Below are 15,342 nucleotides of genomic sequence, written 5' to 3'. Positions count from 1 at the left end.
TGCGGGCAGTCAAAGGGCCGCCGACTTCATCGACTGCTGCGCGCGCAAGGCCGCTTGTTCCCGGCGCGCGGCGTCCGTGCCCGGAATATGGGTGCCGCGGATCGATTGCCCTGCCGTCTCGATCATGAAGCGCAGAGAAATCACGCCAACGATACACGCCGCAATCATCACATAGGCCGGCACCATCGGGTCGCCGGTCTTTGTAATCAGCCAGGAGCTGAACATCGGTGCTGTCCCGCCAAAGATTGAGGTGGAGAGGTTGTAGGCAATCGCCAACCCCGCAAAGCGCACAGGCGTCGGCAGCATGGCCGGGAAGGTGGACGAAATCGTCGCCAGCTGCGGCACATACAGCACGCCCATGATCATGAAGCCGATGATGGCGCCTGTCATGCCGGTCGACATCAGGTGATAGGCAGGGATAACCGCAATGATCAGCCCGATCAGTGAGGCCCACCAGAGCGGCTTGCGGCCCACCTTGTCCGACAGCGCGCCCGCAAACGGCACCAGCGCCATCATGAACAGCATACCGATGATTGGCACGATCAAAGCCTGATCGGTCGAGAGGCCAATGCGCGCCTGCAGATAGGTCGGCATGTAGGAGAGCAGCGTGTAGTTCACCACATTCAGCGCAACCACAAGACCGCCCAGCACCAGCAGCTGCGGCCAGTATCCCGCCAGCAGCGTGCGCAGTCCCGCTTCCGGGCTCGGTTCGCGTTCGCCCTGTTCCTCGATTTCGCGGAACACCGGCGTATCCTCGATCCTTGAACGCAGGTAGAGCCCCACAAGCCCCAGTGGCGCCGCCACCAGGAAGGGCAGGCGCCAGCCCCAGTCCGCCATGATTTCCGGCCCCAGCGCCAGGTCTGCCCCCAGCATCAGCATCGCGCCCAGCGAGAAGCCCGCCAGCGTGCCAAATTCCAGGAAGCTGCCATAAAAGCCGCGCTGCTTGTCGGGCGCATACTCGGCCATGAAGGTCGCCGCGCCGCCATATTCCCCGCCGGTAGAGAAGCCCTGTACCATGCGCAGGAGGATCAGAAGGATAGGCGCGAAGATGCCGGCCTGCTCATAGGAGGGCACCAGGCCGATCAGGAATGTCGCACCCGACATCATCAAAATAGTCAGTGCAAGAATAGATTTCCGGCCTATGCGGTCACCTAGCGGACCCCAGAAAAAACCGCCCAGAGGCCGCACAAGAAAGGAAATGGCAAATGTCGCCAGTGCAAACAGCGTCGCTTCGGCCGTGTCTCCGGGGAAAAGCGCCTGCGAAATATAAGTCACGCCATAGGCGTAGATGCCATAGTCCAGCCATTCGGTTGCATTGCCGATGGCCGAGGCTGCAATCGCCCGGCGCAGAACCGGCTTGGGCACATTATCCGTTGCGCCAGCGGGCACGTCCTCGCCAATGAGGGCGTCATCATTCTTATGTTGTGTCATGCAGGCTCCTCAGGGCTCTGGCGGGTCGAGGCGCGCGGCCAGCAGGCCACACTCGCGCGAGCGGAGCGCAGCAACCGCCGCCCCCACGCATCGTTGCTGCGCTGTTGAGTGAGGAGGGGCATACCAGCCCGCGGGCGGCCTTGGCCACCCCGCGAGCGATATTTTTGAGCCTTTCCAGGCTTTAGGCGGTGCAAAATGCGAAATAACCCGGCGTGCTAAGTGTATCTCTACGCGAAACATGCCGGGTTATCAGGCTGCGGTTGTACAATCCGGAGGCAAATGATTCCGGATTATTCGGTGCGGGCAGACACCTCCGCTTTCGGTGCAAACCATCGATGTAATGCCGGCAACACCAGCAGCGTCAGAAGGGTCGAGGTCGTCAGTCCGCCCATCACGACGGTTGCCAATGGCCGCTGCACTTCAGCGCCCACGCCCGTTGCGAAGAGCAGGGGCGCGAGCCCCAGCGCCGTCGTCAGCGCCGTCATCAGAACCGGCCGTGCCCGCAGGCCGGCTGCTTCGATGGCGAGCGTTTCGGGCGCCGCGCCCTTGCGGGCAAACTCGTCCATAAAGCTGACGAGCACCATGCCATTGCCCAGCGCGATGCCGAACAGCGCGATGAAGCCGACTGTTGCCGGCACGGATACGGGCAGCCCCGCGATCCACAGCGCCAGCGCGCCGCCGGTCAGCGCCAGCGGAATGTTGATGAGGATTAGCGCGGCCGATGCCAGTCGCCCGAATGTCATCAGCAACACGAGCATGACGATGCCCAGCGTCACCGGAATAACGAAGGCAAAGCGCGCATTCGCCTGCTGTTGCAGTTCGAATTGTCCGCCCCATTCCATCCGGTATCCCGCCGGCAGGGCCAGCGCAGACGCCGTGGCGCCCTGTGCTTCCTCCACGAAAGACCCAATGTCGCGGTCGCGCACGTTAAGCTGCACGGTGATGAAGCGTTCGCCATTCTCACGCGTGATCTGCCTTGGGCCAGTCAGTTCACGGATGTCAGAGACAGCCTCCAGCGGAACGCGCGCGCCCCCCGGTGCTTTCAGCACGATCCGCCCGATGGTCGCCGCGCTGTTGCGGCTTTCCTCGGCAAACCGCACCATCACGGGAAACTGGCGCACGCCCTCGAAGATGACGCCCGCTTCCGCCCCGCCCACGCCGGTGCGCATCGCTTCGAGCGCGTCATCCACAGTAAGCCCGTAACGGCCCAGTGCGACGCGGTTGAGCGAGACGACCAGCTGCGGCGCGCCGGTGATCTGGTCAGCCTGCACATCGGCTGCCCCCCGAACGCCCTGCAGGATGGATTGCAGCGCCTGCGAGTTCTCGAGCAGAACATCCGTATCCGGCCCGAATATCTTCACCGCCAGCTGCGCCCGCGTGCCGGTAACGAGTTCGTCAACCGACATGGCAATCGGCTGTCCAACGTTCACCTGGATACCCGGATAGTCTGCAAGGTTATCCGAGATCGCGGCCCGCAGGGAGTCTGGTGTCATGCCTTTACGCCAATCCTTGCGCGGTTTCAGGGCAACGAAACTCTCCGATGAGTTCACCGGGTCCGCGTGCGCGCCCACTTCGCCGCGCCCAATCCGGCTGACGACAGAGGAGATTTCGGGAAAATCCGTCAGCAGCCGGTTTTCCACACGGGTCACCGTGCTGGCCGCTTCGGTCAGCGAGATGGAAGGCGCCATCGTGATGCGCAAGATGATGTCGCCCTCTTCCAGTGCGGGGGTAAACTCCGATCCGAGCCGGGACGCCGCAAAGCCCCCCGCCACGAGAAGGCCCAGCGCAAGGGCAATGGCTGCAATCCGTTTGTGTACGAAGAAAGCGGCCAAAGGCTGCACAAGTCGTCCAATGCGGTCTGGCCCGGCCTCGGCCACCGTCTTTGGCGGCCTCATCAGGCCAAACGCCATTGCCGGGGCGATCAGCGCGGCATAGATCAGCGATCCCAGCATGGCGAGCGCGGCCGCCGCTGCCAGTGGCCGGAAGGTTTTACCCTCCACGCCCTGCAGGGCAAACAGCGGCAGGAACACGATGATCACCACGGCCACGGCCGCGATGAGCGGCGCGATCACTTCCGATGCGGCGCGGGCAACGATAGCGCGCGCGCTTTCGCCTTCCTTCCGCTCACGGAATCCCCGGTCCACATTCTCCGCGATGACGATTGCGCCATCCACCATCATGCCGATGGCAATGGCCACACCGCCGAGCGACATCAGGTTTGCGCTGATGCCGAGGATGTGCATCGCGATGAATGCAAAGCCGACCGAGAAGGGAATGGAGAGCACCACCACGAGGCTGGGCCGCCATCCACCAAGGAACACGAAGATCAGAACCGCCACCAGCAGCGCGCCTTGCCATAGGGCATCGGTCACGGTTGCGGCGGCTTTTTCCACCAGCGTCCCCTGGTCGTAATAGGGCACAGCCTTCACGCCATCGGGCAGGGTCTGGTTGATTTCGTCAAAGCGTTGCTTGGCCTTGTCGATCACCGCAGATGTGTTGGAGCCATAAAGCTTCATTACGAGCCCGGCCACGACTTCGCCCTTGCCATCGGCAGTGGCCAGGCCCTGGCGCACGCCGCCGCCGATTACGACCGCGCCAAGGTCAGCCACGCGCACGGTGCGGCCATCCTCGGTTTTTACCGGCGTTTCGGAAATATCGTCCAGCGTATGGGCCAGGCCCGTGCCGCGCACGGTAAATTGCTCGGCGCCCGCCTCGATATATTGGGCGCCTTCGGTGCGGTTTGCTGCTTCAAGGGCGGAGATCACATCATCCAGGCTGATGTCGAAGGCGATCAGCAAGTCCGGGTTCAGGCGAACCTGGTATTCCTTCTCATAGCCGCCCAGCGTCAGGACTTCGGTAATGCCGTCTACGGATTGCAGCGGATACTTGATCATCCAGTCGGCAATTTCGCGCATTTCGATCAGGGAACGTGTGCCCGTCTCGTCCACCAGTTTGAAGTAGAGGATGATGCCGAGGCCAGTCGAGATCGGCCCCATTTTCGGTGTGCCGAAGCCATCGGGAATGGCGTCGGTCGCCTCAGCCAGCCGTTCGCCCACCACCTGACGCGCGAAATACATGTCTGTCCCGTCTTCGAAATAGAGGTTCACGACTGACAGGCCGAAATTGGAGGTCGAGCGCATCGACTTCATCTTCGGCAGGCCGGACATGGCCGTCTCGATTGGGAAGGTCACATAGCGTTCGACTTCCTCGGGCGAGAGGCCGCCCGTTTCGGTGAACACCTGCACAAGGGACGGCGAAGGATCGGGAAACGCATCGACGGGCAGGGCGCGGAACGCAAACAGACCGCCGATGGTCAGGGCGAGTGCGGCAATGGCGGCAAGCAGCCGGCCACCCGCAATGTGGTGCATCAGGGATTGCATGTGCCGGGTCTCCCTAGTGCGCGTGGCCGTCGCCGAAGGCATCTTTTTCAAGCTGAGCTTTCAGCGTGAAGGCGCCTTCAGAAACATACCGTTCGCCCGTCTCCAGTCCGGAGCGGATTTCGGCAAAGCCGCCGGCCTTGCCACCGGGCGTCACTGCGCGGGGGCTGAAGCCATCATCGGTCGGGATGAACACGGAGGGTTTTCCTTCTACGATTACGATGGCGTTCTCCGGCACGCGCACGACATTGGCCGCCTCGCCTGCCGCGATTTCTGCGGTGACGAACTGACCGGGTCGCAGGTGCCCGTCCTTGTTGTCCAGAATGACGCGCGCTGTCGCGGTGCGTGAGGCCTCGTCAATCAGTGGAAGGATCAGGTTGATCTTGCCTTCGCCGGCCACGGCGCCGTTCTCGTGGCGCAAGGTTACGGCCATGCCTTCCCGCAGGCGCGCATAGTCGTTCTTGTAAACGGCAATGTCGGCCCACAGAACGCTGTCATCCGCGATGATGAAAAGCGGTGTGCCGCCGCCTGCGCTGACAGTCTCGCCCAGGAAGATGTTCCGGCGAACCACCTTGCCGCCAATCGGCGCGCTGATTGCAACGCTGGCAAGCGCGCCGTCCGGCGCGTCCATCATCTTCTCAAGTGCGCCATGGCTCACGCCCACGGCATGCAGCTTGTTCTCCGCCGCCTTGCGGTTGGCCTCGGCTGTGGCAACGGAGGCTTTGGCCGCCTGCAGATCGGCTTCCGCCGTGATCTTCTGATCCCACAGCTTCTGCTCCCGCATCAGCGTGTCGCGGGCCAGGCTCTCGGCTGACACCGCCGTCAGATAGTCGGCCTTCAGGCCGGCCAGTTCGCGGCTGTTGAGCACTGCCAGCGTCTCGCCCTTGCGAACGCTCGCTCCCTCGCTGGCCGCGACGCGGGCAACGATGCCCTCGATGCTGGCCGAGACGTTGGCTATCCGGTCGGCATCGAAGCGGATCTCCGCTGGCAGTTTCAGGGTCGAGGCGAGCGGGGCCAGGCTTGCCGTGTCGACGACGATGCCCGCCTCGGCGGCGGCGCGTGCAGAAAGCTCCACATGGTCGCCGCCTTCTTCATGGCCGTGGCCATGACCGTCATCATGGTCCTCATCGTGATCGTGATCGTCTTCAGAGTGGCCGGAATCGTCCCGAATTGACTCGGTTTGTCCCGATTTGTCCCCGTTTTGCCCCTGTTTGACACTGCCCGGACCGCATGCGGCCAGGGTGAGGCTCAGGGGAATGGCAAGCGCCAGGATCTTGAATTTGTCAGACATCATTTCTCTCCCGCAAAGGGCGCGGCGCCGATCAGGGCGCGCAGTCGTAAGGTTTCGGTGGCAACGGCGGCGCGCGCCTCGATCACCTGCGTCTCTGTCTCGATGAGGCTGCGCCGGGCATCGAGGGTGCTGGTCAGGTCGAACCGGCCAATCCGGTATCCCTCGGCAGATGCCTGATAGGCGGACCGGGCATCCGGAAGTGCTTTGCTTTCAAGGATTTGCAGGCGCGCTTCGGCGGCACGCACACGGGCGGCTGCTGCGCTTTGTTCGGCCTGCAGCCGTGCTTCGGTTGCCTGCGCGCTCAGCGCGGCGCCATCCCGGCGCAGCCCGGCGGCCCGCGCTGCGTCCTTGTTCCGGTCAAACAGGGGCAGGGGAACAGAGATGCCGGCGGTGAACGCGTCTTCGCCAATCTCCTCCATCCGCCGCCAGCCGGCAGAGACCGTCACGTCCGGAACAGCGCCTGCGCGGGCCAGCGCCGCTGCGGCCTGTCCTGCATCAGCTGCAGCAGTTGCAGCCTCAAGCCGGGGGTGGGTTCCCAGCGTGCCGGCAGCGTTCGCATCCGCCGCCAGCTGCACGCCAGAGTTGGGCAATGTGAAGTCCGGTGCCGCGTCGCCCCACAGGGCGGCGAGCGCATAGGCGCGGATCTCAACCTCTGCTTCTGCAGCCGCTGCAGCAGCTTCCAGCAGGGCCGCTTCGGCCTGCGCCCGGGATCGTTCCGGCGGCGCGGCGGCGCCTGCTTCCACCCGCAGTCCGACTGTGCCTGCCAGGTCTGTTGCCAGCGTTGCGGCTTCCCGCGCAGCCAAAGCAAGCTGGAGAAGCGCGTCCAGTTCCACCACGCCTTCGGCGGCGGCAAGCTCAGCCTCGCGCAGCATCACGCCGCATTCTGCTGTCGCCAATGCAGCTTCAGCCCGCGCGGCACGCTCGGAAAGGCGGCGTTTTCCGCCCAGCCGGAAGGTCTGTTCCAGCGTCAGGGTCGTTTCCGACTGGCTGAACCCCTTCAGGGGGCCTCGCCCCGCAAAGTTCTCAACCTCAACCGAAAGGGCAGGATTGAGCCAGCGGCCCGCCTGATCGGCATCTGCCGAACGTGCCGATGCCTCCAGGGCAGCGGCGCGTACCTCAGGGGAGGCGGCGCGGACGCGCGCGATGGCACCATCCAACGTCAAGGGCTGGCCAGCTGTGTAGCCTGTTATTGCGGAAGACGGCGCGCCGCATGGCGCGGCAACCGCGATCCCGGCCCAAACGGGCAGGACAAGCGCCGCAACGGCGCATTTGTATTTGAAAGACAAGGGATTTTCCTCGAATTGATCCAGAGCCGGCCAGAACGGATTCCGGCCTCGAAGGGGTCAGGATCAGGCGCGAGGAGGCCTGTAGGGGCCTGCTGAGGCGAGGTAATCGACGGGTTCGGAGGTCATCATGGCAGCGCCCGGCGCAACCATCGCATTGATCAGGGCCATTGGCCTGTCAGCGCTCATCCAGTGAAAGTGACATGTGCCGCAGCCATGCTCATGGCCGGCGTCGTTATGGTCTGAATGGTCTGCGTGGGTCTCATCCACATGCGGAACCTGCAAGAACTCTGCAATTTCAGCATGTTCGTGCGGTTTCTCGGTAGCCGCCATTGCCGGGATCGCTATCAACGATGCCGCCAGAAAGGCGGCAATGAGGCTGCGGAGCCAAAGCAGGAGGCGAGCTGAGCGCATATCCGACATATAATGCAAACCGTTTGCAGATTCACTAAGAATTGCCCGCAGGTTGTCCATTCAGGACGAAATGTCCCGTAGGGAGCGTAATCGAAGTGCCTCAGCCTCACCTCCATCTTTTCCCAATTGTGTCAAAGCGCTAGAGAAGCGCCATGCTGGCTGAGCCTCTTCCTGCTTTAGATCCGGTTGCCGTTGCAGCCCGGCTGTGCGGCGAGGATGGCTTCGTTTGGTTGGACAGCGCCGCCAGCGGACATCCGGCATCGAGACATTCCTATATCGGCGTTTGGCCGGTGGACCGCATTGCCCTGGATGGAATCGCAAGCGCGTCGAAACATCTGCGCGCGTGGATTGGCCGCTTTTCGGCAGATCGTGTCGCGGGCGGAGCCCCCTTTCAGGGGGGCGTGGTTGGTTATTTTTCCTACGACTTCGCGCCCGCGTTCGTAGATCGCATCAGGTTGCGGCACGCGCGCACTTCCCTCCCGGCGCTGGAGTTTGCTTTTTACGACACGGTGATCGCATTCGATCACACCTCTGGCGAAGCGACGGTCTACGCCGCAGGGCTTGGTGAGATGAGCGCCGGGGAAAGCATCCGTAAACTGAGAGAAATTCTTTCGACGTATACGCCGCCTCCATCCGCTCCGCCCCCTGTCGACTGGCGCGCGCAATCCGGATCCGAAAGCTATAAAAAAGCCGTCCGGCGCACGCAGGACTATATCAGGGATGGGGACGTTTATCAGGCCAACATCGCCGGCCTTTGGAACGCGCCGCCGCAGGCGCGCGCAGAGGCGTTTGCGCAATATATGTCGATCCGGCCTGGAAGCCCGGCGCCGTTTGGCGCATTTGGAGTTTTTCCGGGAAGGACGCTGGCGAGCTTTTCCCCGGAACGTTTGATTGCATTGGATGGCGCAGGGCGCGTCAAGGCAGAGCCAATCAAAGGCACAATCCGGCGTGGGCAGACGGATGAGGAAGACCGGAAACTGCGCGCAGAACTTGCCGGATCGGAGAAGGACCGCGCAGAAAACATCATGATCGTGGACCTCCTGCGAAACGACATGTCGCGTGTGTGCACCAGTTCGTCGGTCACCGTTTCTTCGCTTTGCCGGCTGGAGACCTATTCGAACCTGCACCATCTGGTTTCCACGATTGAGGGAGATCTCGCGCCAGACGAAGACGCGATCAGCCTCCTGCAGGCCGTGTTTCCCGGTGGATCCATTACAGGTGCGCCAAAGCTTCGCGCCATGGAGATAATCGACGAGCTGGAGCCTGAGGCGCGAGGCGTCTTCTGCGGATCGCTCGGCTGGATCGGCTTTGATGGCGCGATGGATTTTTCCATCCTCATCCGCACGATTGAGCATGTTCCGAAAGAAACACGGCTATGGGCGGGGGCGGGCATCACGCTCCTGTCTGATCCTGATACGGAGTATGATGAAATTTGCCTCAAGGCGGCCCGCATCATGTCGGCGGCGCCCGGCAGGGTGGCCGCGACATGATCCTGATGTTGAATAACCGGGACAGTTTCGTGTTCAATCTGGCGCGGTATTTCTCCGAGCTGGGTGCGGAAATATCCGTGGTCGACAGTGATCGGATCACCGTTTCCGAGATCGCCGCCAGATCACCAGAAGCCATCGTCATTTCGCCCGGCCCCTGCACGCCCCTGGAAGCGGGCGTTTCCCTGGAGGTTATCCGGAGGCTGGGTGACAAGACACCCATCCTCGGGGTTTGCCTGGGGCATCAAGCCATTGCTGCTGCGCATGGGTGGACGGTTGAGCGGTCCACAAGCCCGGCGCATGGGCGGTCTGCCCGTATTTCTCATTCAAGAGCTGGGTTGTTCGAGGGGGTGCCTGTTGATGTGGAAGTTGGCCTGTATCACTCGCTGATCGCCGCGCCGCCCGCTGAGGAGAGCGTGTTGCGCATTGATGCGACGTCGCCGTCTGGCGAGGTGATGGCGCTCTCCCATCGCGAGCGGCCAGTTTATGGCGTGCAGTTTCACCCGGAGTCGATCATGACCCAGCATGGTTCCCAAATGCTGCGGAACTTTCTGACATTGGCAAAAGCCTGGAGCGCGCGATGATGCGGATGTCCCAATCTCCCGGCCGGGCGCAGGATGTGTTGCCGTTCGATCTTACGGATCGCGGGTTGCTGCTCGCCGATGGCGTGTTCGATACGGCGCGCGTTGTGAACGGACGGATCATTCTACGGGCCGCGCACGAGCAACGCTTGCTGGCGGATGCTGCCGCCCTTGGCATAGTGGTGCAGCGAGACGCGGTCCGCGCGTTGGCGGATGAGGCAGTTCCGGCGGGAGGTAACGGGGCCTTGCGCCTAACGCTCACGCGTGGACCGGGCGCGCGCGGGTTGGCGGGCGATGGCGCAGATGTGCCGACATTGATCGCACGTTTCACAGCCATGGACGCACCATTCCCCATGCCTGCCGTCCGGCTAGGAACGAGCGATATTCGCCGAAATCCCACATCCCCTTCAGTGCAGCATAAAACCCTATCCTACACGGATAATGTCATCGCGCTCCGCCGCGCGGCGGCGGCTGGGTATGACGATGCGTTGCTGCTGTCTGTCAGCGGGAATGTTGCGTGCGCATCGGCGGCTAATCTGTTTGCCTGTTTTGGCGACCGGCTTGTCACGCCGCCCAGGCGGGACGGCGCCATGCCGGGTATTTTGCGGGGATGGTTGCTTTCTGAAGCGGGCAAGGCAGGCTTTGTCGTATCTGAAGAAAGTATCTCGCCTGAACGTCTTGTTGAGGCTGATGGTGTATTCCTTACCAATAGCCTACGCGTGTTTCAGCCCGTTAGCGCCATTGACGGGCGCACACTGAATTCTCAATTGCCAGCGTCGCTTCTGGAGCTTGGCCGTGAGCTGCTGACGGGAGCAAGCGATGATTAATCTTGCGCGCCGCGATGCCATTCTCGCCCGAGTCAAAGTAGCGCCCGCGATCATGGGGATACTGAACGTCACGCCGGACAGCTTCTCCGATGGCGGGCGGCACGACTCTCTCGGCGCTGCTGAGCTGCAAGCGATGCGTATGATTGAAGAGGGCGCCGATATCATCGACATTGGGGGCGAGTCCACGCGGCCTGGCGCAGAAAAAGTGTTCGCTGGCGAGGAGCTGCTGCGTGTGCTGCCGATCATTCAGCGGCTCTCGAGTGTGAGTGCGGTGCCTCTTTCCATAGATACCGTGAAAGCCTCTGTTGCGCGTGCTGCCGTGGAAGCGGGGGCCGTTATCGTCAACGATGTGACCGGGATGACGGGAGACCCGGACATGGCAGCCGCCGTTGCTGACACTGGGGCGGTAATTGTCATTACCTATCATCGCGGCGAGACAGACGAGAGCGTGGACGCAGTCGGTGACATGCTGGCTTTCTTCGCTCGCTCCTTTGAGCTCGCCGCGCGTTCTGGCATCCCGAGGGAGCATATCTGGCTCGACCCTGGTGTCGGGTTCGCTAAAACGCCACAGCAGAACATCGACGTTATTGCCGGGATAGATGCGCTAAGCCGGTATGGCTGTCCTGTCCTGGTGGGGCTTTCCCGCAAGAGCTTTATAGGCCATGTCACGGGCCGGCCCGTTGGGGAGCGTCTCGCTGGCACGCTGACCGCCCATATGGCGGCGCTGCAGCGCGGCGCTCGTATCCTGCGGGTCCATGATGTAGCTGAGCACACCGATATGTTGCGCTTGTATCAGGCAATCGAAGGGGCAGGGCATGAAAACTGAGATCATCATCCGCAATCTGCGTATCCATGGCTATCACGGCCTGAAGGAGGCGGAGAAAGCGCTGGGGCAGATTTTCGAAGTGGACATCACTTGCGATATGTATCCGGACAAGCCGCCGCGCGATGTGATGGAAGATACGGTTTGTTACGGCGAAATTTGCGATCTGGTTGTCAGTGTTTCGGAGGCGGAAGTCTTCAACCTTATTGAAACCCTGGCGGAGCGCATTGCCTCGGCCGTGTTTTCAAACTTCCCGCCGATCCGCCGGATCCGTGTAGAAATCCGTAAGCCCCGGGCGCCCATCCGTCACATTGTCAATCATGTCGGCATCGCGATCGAACGAGAGCGCCATGGCTGAAGTTGCGCTGGGTCTTGGCTCCAATCTTGGGGACCGTGAGGCGCATCTGGCCGGCGCTGTGCAGGCGCTGGAATCCCGTGAAGGTATTCGCGTGACGGCGCGCTCGTCGCTCTGGGAAACGCCGCCCTGGGGTGTCGAAGAACAACCGCATTTCCTGAATGCATGTGTTTTGCTGGAGACCAGCCTTTCGCCAATGGAAGTGTTGGAAACCTGTTTGGCGATCGAGCGCGAGCATGGTCGGGAGCGAAGCCTGCGCTGGGGGCCGCGAACCCTCGATATAGATGTTCTGTATTATGACGATGTTGTACTGACCGGCGAAGTGTTGACGCTACCGCATCCGCGCATGCTGATGCGGACGTTCGTGTTGGCGCCGCTGGCAGAGATTGCGCCAGAGAAGGTGATCGCCGGAGCGACGATCCGCAAAAAACTTGCGCTGGTGGAGCCGGAGCCAGGAATGCGCAAACTTGGCCCTTTGGGGAAAGTGGCGGAGTGAGCGGCACGAAAGAGCTGCTGGGGCTGGCCGCATTGCTGCTGACCTTCGTGGCGTTTTATCCTTATGTCCGCGGCATTCTGCGAAACGAAATCCGCCCGCATGTCTTTTCATGGGCGATTTGGGGCGCGGGTACATTCGTTGTCGCGCTGGCGCAACTCTCCGATGGGGCTGGCGTTGGTGCCTGGCCGATTGCGGTGTCGGGCGTCATTACGGTTCTGGTTGCCATCCTGTCATCGCTGAAGTCGGCGGACACAAAGTTCCTGTCGTCCGATTGGATGTTTCTTCTCTTGGCGGTCAGCGCCTTGCCGCTTTGGTATTTCACGGAAACGGCATTCTCCGCTGTGCTCGTGCTGACGGTTGTGGACCTTCTGGGATTTGGTCCTTCAGTGCGAAAAGCCTATGCCAATCCGCGTGATGAAAATGCGCTGTTCTTTGCTTTGGGTGCGTTGCGAAATGGATTGGTTGTCGCTGCGCTGGAGCATTATTCCTGGACGACTGTGCTGTTTCCGGCAGCGGTCGGCGTAGCGTGCCTGTTGTTTGTTGCGATGATTTTGGTGCGGCGGGTCGCTACCAGACCAACCTTGCCTTGAGGCCACCAAGCGACGAGGTGCCCAGTTCAAGTTTCCCATCAGTTGCTTCTGCAAGATCATTCGCGATTGCCAGGCCCAACCCATGCCCGCCGGAACGTTCGTCTGCGCGCTGGCCGCGAAGCACCACCAATGCGCGGTCAGCGCTTCCAAGGCCAGGGCCGTCATCTTCGACGACAAGCTCACCCGCCTTTGCGGTGACCTTTACCTTCGTGTGAGCATAGCGCGCGGCGTTTTCCATAAGCGGGCCAAGCATTTCCATCAGCTGGTCTTCCGCGACAGGCAGGGTGGCGTCCTTGGCGCAATCTGTTTCAAAGTCGATACGATCGCCCCGCTCGGTCCGGGCCAGCACGGCGATCAACCGTTCCAACACCGGGGCAGGCGCAGTGGGGCCGCGCTCCAGACTGGCAGCAGTGCGGGCGCGGGCGAGTTCCCGATCGATTGCTTCCGATGCCGTCTGGATTGAGTGTTCAAGGCCGTCCGCTATATCTTCCTCGCCGTTGGCGCGGACTTTCCGAGCCATGGCGCGCAAGGCGGAAAGCGGTGTTTTCAAACTGTGCGCGAGGTTTGCAGCGCGGTCCCGTGCGGCTTGAAGATCTTGTTCGCGGGCGTCCGCCAGTTCGTTGATCTGGTTGACTAGTGGGCTTACTTCGGTGGCGAAGCGGGAGGATTTCAGGCGGTTGGCCGATGAGGATTTCAGCTCGCTGATGGACGTCTGTACGGCGCGGAGCGGTAACAGGCCAATAGTCACCTGGATCCACGCGGCGACGCTCAAGGCGGCCCAAAGGAGCGTGAGGAAGATTGCAATCTCACGCGAGAACTCATCGCGCGCGTCCACCAGATTGGCGTTGTCGGCGGCAAGGATCAGCGTGACGGGGGGCGCGGTATCATGCTCGCGGATAGAGCGCGCCACGCGCACAACGTCCTGACCGAACGGGCCTTTGGCGGTATCCCTGTGCCAGCTTGTGCCGTCCACATGGTGCGGCGGCTGGAGGGAATTGTCCCAAAGCGAACGTGAGCGGTGGATGCTCTCGCCGCTCGAAACCTGCCAGTAGAGGCCGCTGGCAGGCCGGTCAAAGCGCAGATCGGCAGGGCGGTAGGCGTCAGTCGAGAAATCTGAGGGTGTGAAGGTTATCGCACTGGCGAGGTCGCGGCCATGGCGGATGAGGTCGTCTTCCGTATTGCGGCGGATGTGGCTGTCGAACAGCAGGACCAGAGTGAGCCACGAGATCAGGAGCGCGGCAGCGACCGCCAGCGCGCCGCCTGCCAGAAGCCGCAACCGGATGGAGCGCAGGGAGGTCACGCGCCTGCTTCGATGATGTAGCCAAAGCCGCGCCGTGTATTGATTACACCAGGACCGAGCTTGCGGCGGAGGCGGGAGACGATGGCCTCGATGGCATTGGTGTCGCCGGTATCTTCAACGCCGTGGAGGTGTTCGGAGAGTTCCCCGGCGGAGACAGTGCGGTTCATGTTGTGGACGAGATAGTCCACCAGGCGGAATTCCAGCGGGGTGACGCGAACGGGCTGGCCAGCATAGGCGATGGTCATGCGGCGAGTGTCGACGAGAAGGTCGCCGGCCTGGAGAATGGGCTGGGCCATACCGGCGGAGCGGCGGATGAGCGCGCGGAGGCGAACGATAAGTTCAGCCATTTCAAAGGGTTTTGGAAGGTAATCATCTGCGCCGGCTTCTATGCCGTCGACGCGTTCCATCCAGCTTCCGCGGGCGGAGAGGATGAGGATGGGCGTAATCATTCCGGCGGCGCGCCAGCGTTTGAGGACGGAGAGGCCATCCATACGGGGGAGGCCGAGGTCCAGGATCACGGCGTCATAGCTTTCCGTATCCCCCTTGAACCAGGCGTCTTCGCCGTCGCGGGCGAGGTCCACCATGAAGCCAGAATCGGTGAGGGCGGTGGAAATATCCTCTGAAATCAAGGGTTCATCTTCGACCAGGAGAACCCGCATCAATCATCCTCCTCGACATCGAGGATGGTGCCAGTCTTTGCATCTACCTCTATCTCCAACACAATTCCGCGCCGGGTGAGGACTTCGAGTTCGTAGATCAGCTGACCGTCTTCATCGTCCAGTTCCAGCTTCAGAATCTCGCCGGGATAACTTTGCAGGACGCCGCCAAGGATGACTTCCAGGGGAAGGATCTCGCCACGCTTGCGAGCGTCCCAGACGATTTCCTGATCATGGCGGCGGTGATCGTCCCGGTCCTTCCGGTCGTCACGATCTGCCAGGGCGGGCATGACGGCGACGATCAAAAGGCACCCAAACAGTGTCATTTTGGGTACAAATCGGGACAACACGGGACAGTTTGCTCCATTTCGGGTACATTCTGGATCAGTTCCGGGCATATCGCAGACGGGCGCTGACAGAAAGCTGACAGT

General features: G+C 62.0%; 15 protein-coding genes. 7 read left to right on the top strand and 8 right to left on the bottom strand.

Going from position 1 to position 15,342, the window contains the following annotated elements; translation table 11 throughout:
- Positions 1 to 9: 9 nt before the first annotated feature.
- From K1X12_RS14090 to K1X12_RS14070, 5 genes are all read right to left on the bottom strand, one after another.
- A complete protein-coding gene (locus K1X12_RS14090; RefSeq protein ID WP_220988198.1) occupies positions 10 to 1,431 on the bottom strand; it encodes an MFS transporter in 1,422 nt (473 codons plus the stop codon).
- Between the two features lie 290 nt (positions 1,432 to 1,721).
- Complete coding sequence (locus tag K1X12_RS14085; protein WP_220988197.1) at positions 1,722 to 4,811, bottom strand: efflux RND transporter permease subunit; 3,090 nt, start codon at positions 4,809 to 4,811, stop codon at positions 1,722 to 1,724.
- A 13-nt stretch (positions 4,812 to 4,824) separates the two neighbouring features.
- Positions 4,825 to 6,099: an efflux RND transporter periplasmic adaptor subunit gene (locus K1X12_RS14080; RefSeq protein WP_220988196.1), complete on the bottom strand. Its 1,275-nt coding sequence runs from the start codon at positions 6,097 to 6,099 to the stop codon at positions 4,825 to 4,827.
- A complete protein-coding gene (locus tag K1X12_RS14075) occupies positions 6,099 to 7,385 on the bottom strand; it encodes a TolC family protein (protein ID WP_220988195.1) in 1,287 nt (428 codons plus the stop codon). Before K1X12_RS14075 ends, K1X12_RS14080 begins: the two co-directional genes overlap by 1 nt.
- Positions 7,386 to 7,448: 63 nt before the next feature.
- On the bottom strand, positions 7,449 to 7,856 hold the full coding sequence (locus tag K1X12_RS14070) for a TroA family protein (protein WP_220988194.1): 408 nt from the start codon (positions 7,854 to 7,856) through the stop codon (positions 7,449 to 7,451).
- A gap of 92 nt (positions 7,857 to 7,948) precedes the next feature.
- Between K1X12_RS14070 and pabB the strand changes: the two genes are divergently transcribed.
- The 7 genes from pabB to K1X12_RS14035 are packed head-to-tail and all read left to right on the top strand — an operon-like array spanning position 7,949 to position 12,955.
- A complete protein-coding gene (gene pabB / locus K1X12_RS14065; protein WP_220988193.1) occupies positions 7,949 to 9,286 on the top strand; it encodes an aminodeoxychorismate synthase component I in 1,338 nt (445 codons plus the stop codon).
- Positions 9,283 to 9,867, top strand: a complete 585-nt coding sequence (locus K1X12_RS14060) for an anthranilate synthase component II (RefSeq protein WP_220988192.1) — start codon at positions 9,283 to 9,285, stop codon at positions 9,865 to 9,867. Before pabB ends, K1X12_RS14060 begins: the two co-directional genes overlap by 4 nt.
- Entirely contained in the window at positions 9,864 to 10,691 is an 828-nt protein-coding gene (locus K1X12_RS14055; protein ID WP_220988191.1) for an aminotransferase class IV, read from the top strand. Before K1X12_RS14060 ends, K1X12_RS14055 begins: the two co-directional genes overlap by 4 nt.
- A complete protein-coding gene (gene folP / locus K1X12_RS14050; RefSeq protein ID WP_220988190.1) occupies positions 10,684 to 11,517 on the top strand; it encodes a dihydropteroate synthase in 834 nt (277 codons plus the stop codon). Before K1X12_RS14055 ends, folP begins: the two co-directional genes overlap by 8 nt.
- On the top strand, positions 11,507 to 11,872 hold the full coding sequence (gene folB, locus K1X12_RS14045) for a dihydroneopterin aldolase (protein ID WP_220988189.1): 366 nt from the start codon (positions 11,507 to 11,509) through the stop codon (positions 11,870 to 11,872). The genes folP and folB overlap by 11 nt, the downstream gene beginning before the upstream one ends.
- On the top strand, positions 11,865 to 12,365 hold the full coding sequence (gene folK, locus K1X12_RS14040) for a 2-amino-4-hydroxy-6-hydroxymethyldihydropteridine diphosphokinase (RefSeq protein ID WP_220988188.1): 501 nt from the start codon (positions 11,865 to 11,867) through the stop codon (positions 12,363 to 12,365). The genes folB and folK overlap by 8 nt, the downstream gene beginning before the upstream one ends.
- On the top strand, positions 12,362 to 12,955 hold the full coding sequence (locus K1X12_RS14035) for a hypothetical protein (protein ID WP_220988187.1): 594 nt from the start codon (positions 12,362 to 12,364) through the stop codon (positions 12,953 to 12,955). Before folK ends, K1X12_RS14035 begins: the two co-directional genes overlap by 4 nt.
- Here K1X12_RS14035 and K1X12_RS14030 read toward each other — a convergent pair.
- From K1X12_RS14030 to K1X12_RS14020, 3 genes are read right to left on the bottom strand one after another with little or no spacing between them, the layout of a single operon-like run.
- Complete coding sequence (locus tag K1X12_RS14030) at positions 12,933 to 14,255, bottom strand: ATP-binding protein (RefSeq protein WP_220988186.1); 1,323 nt, start codon at positions 14,253 to 14,255, stop codon at positions 12,933 to 12,935. The two genes, K1X12_RS14035 and K1X12_RS14030, sit on opposite strands and share 23 nt — an antisense overlap.
- Positions 14,252 to 14,914, bottom strand: coding sequence for a response regulator transcription factor (locus K1X12_RS14025; RefSeq protein WP_220988185.1), 663 nt, complete (start codon positions 14,912 to 14,914; stop codon positions 14,252 to 14,254). The genes K1X12_RS14030 and K1X12_RS14025 overlap by 4 nt, the downstream gene beginning before the upstream one ends.
- Positions 14,914 to 15,237, bottom strand: coding sequence for a PepSY domain-containing protein (locus K1X12_RS14020; RefSeq protein WP_220988184.1), 324 nt, complete (start codon positions 15,235 to 15,237; stop codon positions 14,914 to 14,916). The genes K1X12_RS14025 and K1X12_RS14020 overlap by 1 nt, the downstream gene beginning before the upstream one ends.
- Positions 15,238 to 15,342: the final 105 nt, after the last annotated feature.

It is taken from the genome of Hyphomonas sediminis, from assembly GCF_019679475.1.
Lineage (GTDB): Bacteria > Pseudomonadota > Alphaproteobacteria > Caulobacterales > Hyphomonadaceae > Hyphomonas > Hyphomonas sediminis.
Note: the sequence above shows the minus strand (reverse complement) of the source record. Positions and strands in the feature narration are given on the sequence as shown.

What these genes read in the sequence shown, in the direction of transcription:
- K1X12_RS14090 (WP_220988198.1), bottom strand. Translation starts at nt 1,431, where the DNA reads ATGACACAACATAAGAATGATGACGCCCTCATTGGCGAGGACGTGCCC.
- K1X12_RS14085 (WP_220988197.1), bottom strand. Translation starts at nt 4,811, where the DNA reads ATGCAATCCCTGATGCACCACATTGCGGGTGGCCGGCTGCTTGCCGCC.
- K1X12_RS14080 (WP_220988196.1), bottom strand. Translation starts at nt 6,099, where the DNA reads ATGTCTGACAAATTCAAGATCCTGGCGCTTGCCATTCCCCTGAGCCTC.
- K1X12_RS14070 (WP_220988194.1), bottom strand. Translation starts at nt 7,856, where the DNA reads ATGGACAACCTGCGGGCAATTCTTAGTGAATCTGCAAACGGTTTGCAT.
- pabB (WP_220988193.1), top strand. Translation starts at nt 7,949, where the DNA reads ATGCTGGCTGAGCCTCTTCCTGCTTTAGATCCGGTTGCCGTTGCAGCC.
- K1X12_RS14060 (WP_220988192.1), top strand. Translation starts at nt 9,283, where the DNA reads ATGATCCTGATGTTGAATAACCGGGACAGTTTCGTGTTCAATCTGGCG.
- K1X12_RS14055 (WP_220988191.1), top strand. Translation starts at nt 9,864, where the DNA reads ATGATGCGGATGTCCCAATCTCCCGGCCGGGCGCAGGATGTGTTGCCG.
- folP (WP_220988190.1), top strand. Translation starts at nt 10,684, where the DNA reads ATGATTAATCTTGCGCGCCGCGATGCCATTCTCGCCCGAGTCAAAGTA.
- folB (WP_220988189.1), top strand. Translation starts at nt 11,507, where the DNA reads ATGAAAACTGAGATCATCATCCGCAATCTGCGTATCCATGGCTATCAC.
- folK (WP_220988188.1), top strand. Translation starts at nt 11,865, where the DNA reads ATGGCTGAAGTTGCGCTGGGTCTTGGCTCCAATCTTGGGGACCGTGAG.
- K1X12_RS14025 (WP_220988185.1), bottom strand. Translation starts at nt 14,914, where the DNA reads ATGCGGGTTCTCCTGGTCGAAGATGAACCCTTGATTTCAGAGGATATT.
- K1X12_RS14020 (WP_220988184.1), bottom strand. Translation starts at nt 15,237, where the DNA reads ATGACACTGTTTGGGTGCCTTTTGATCGTCGCCGTCATGCCCGCCCTG.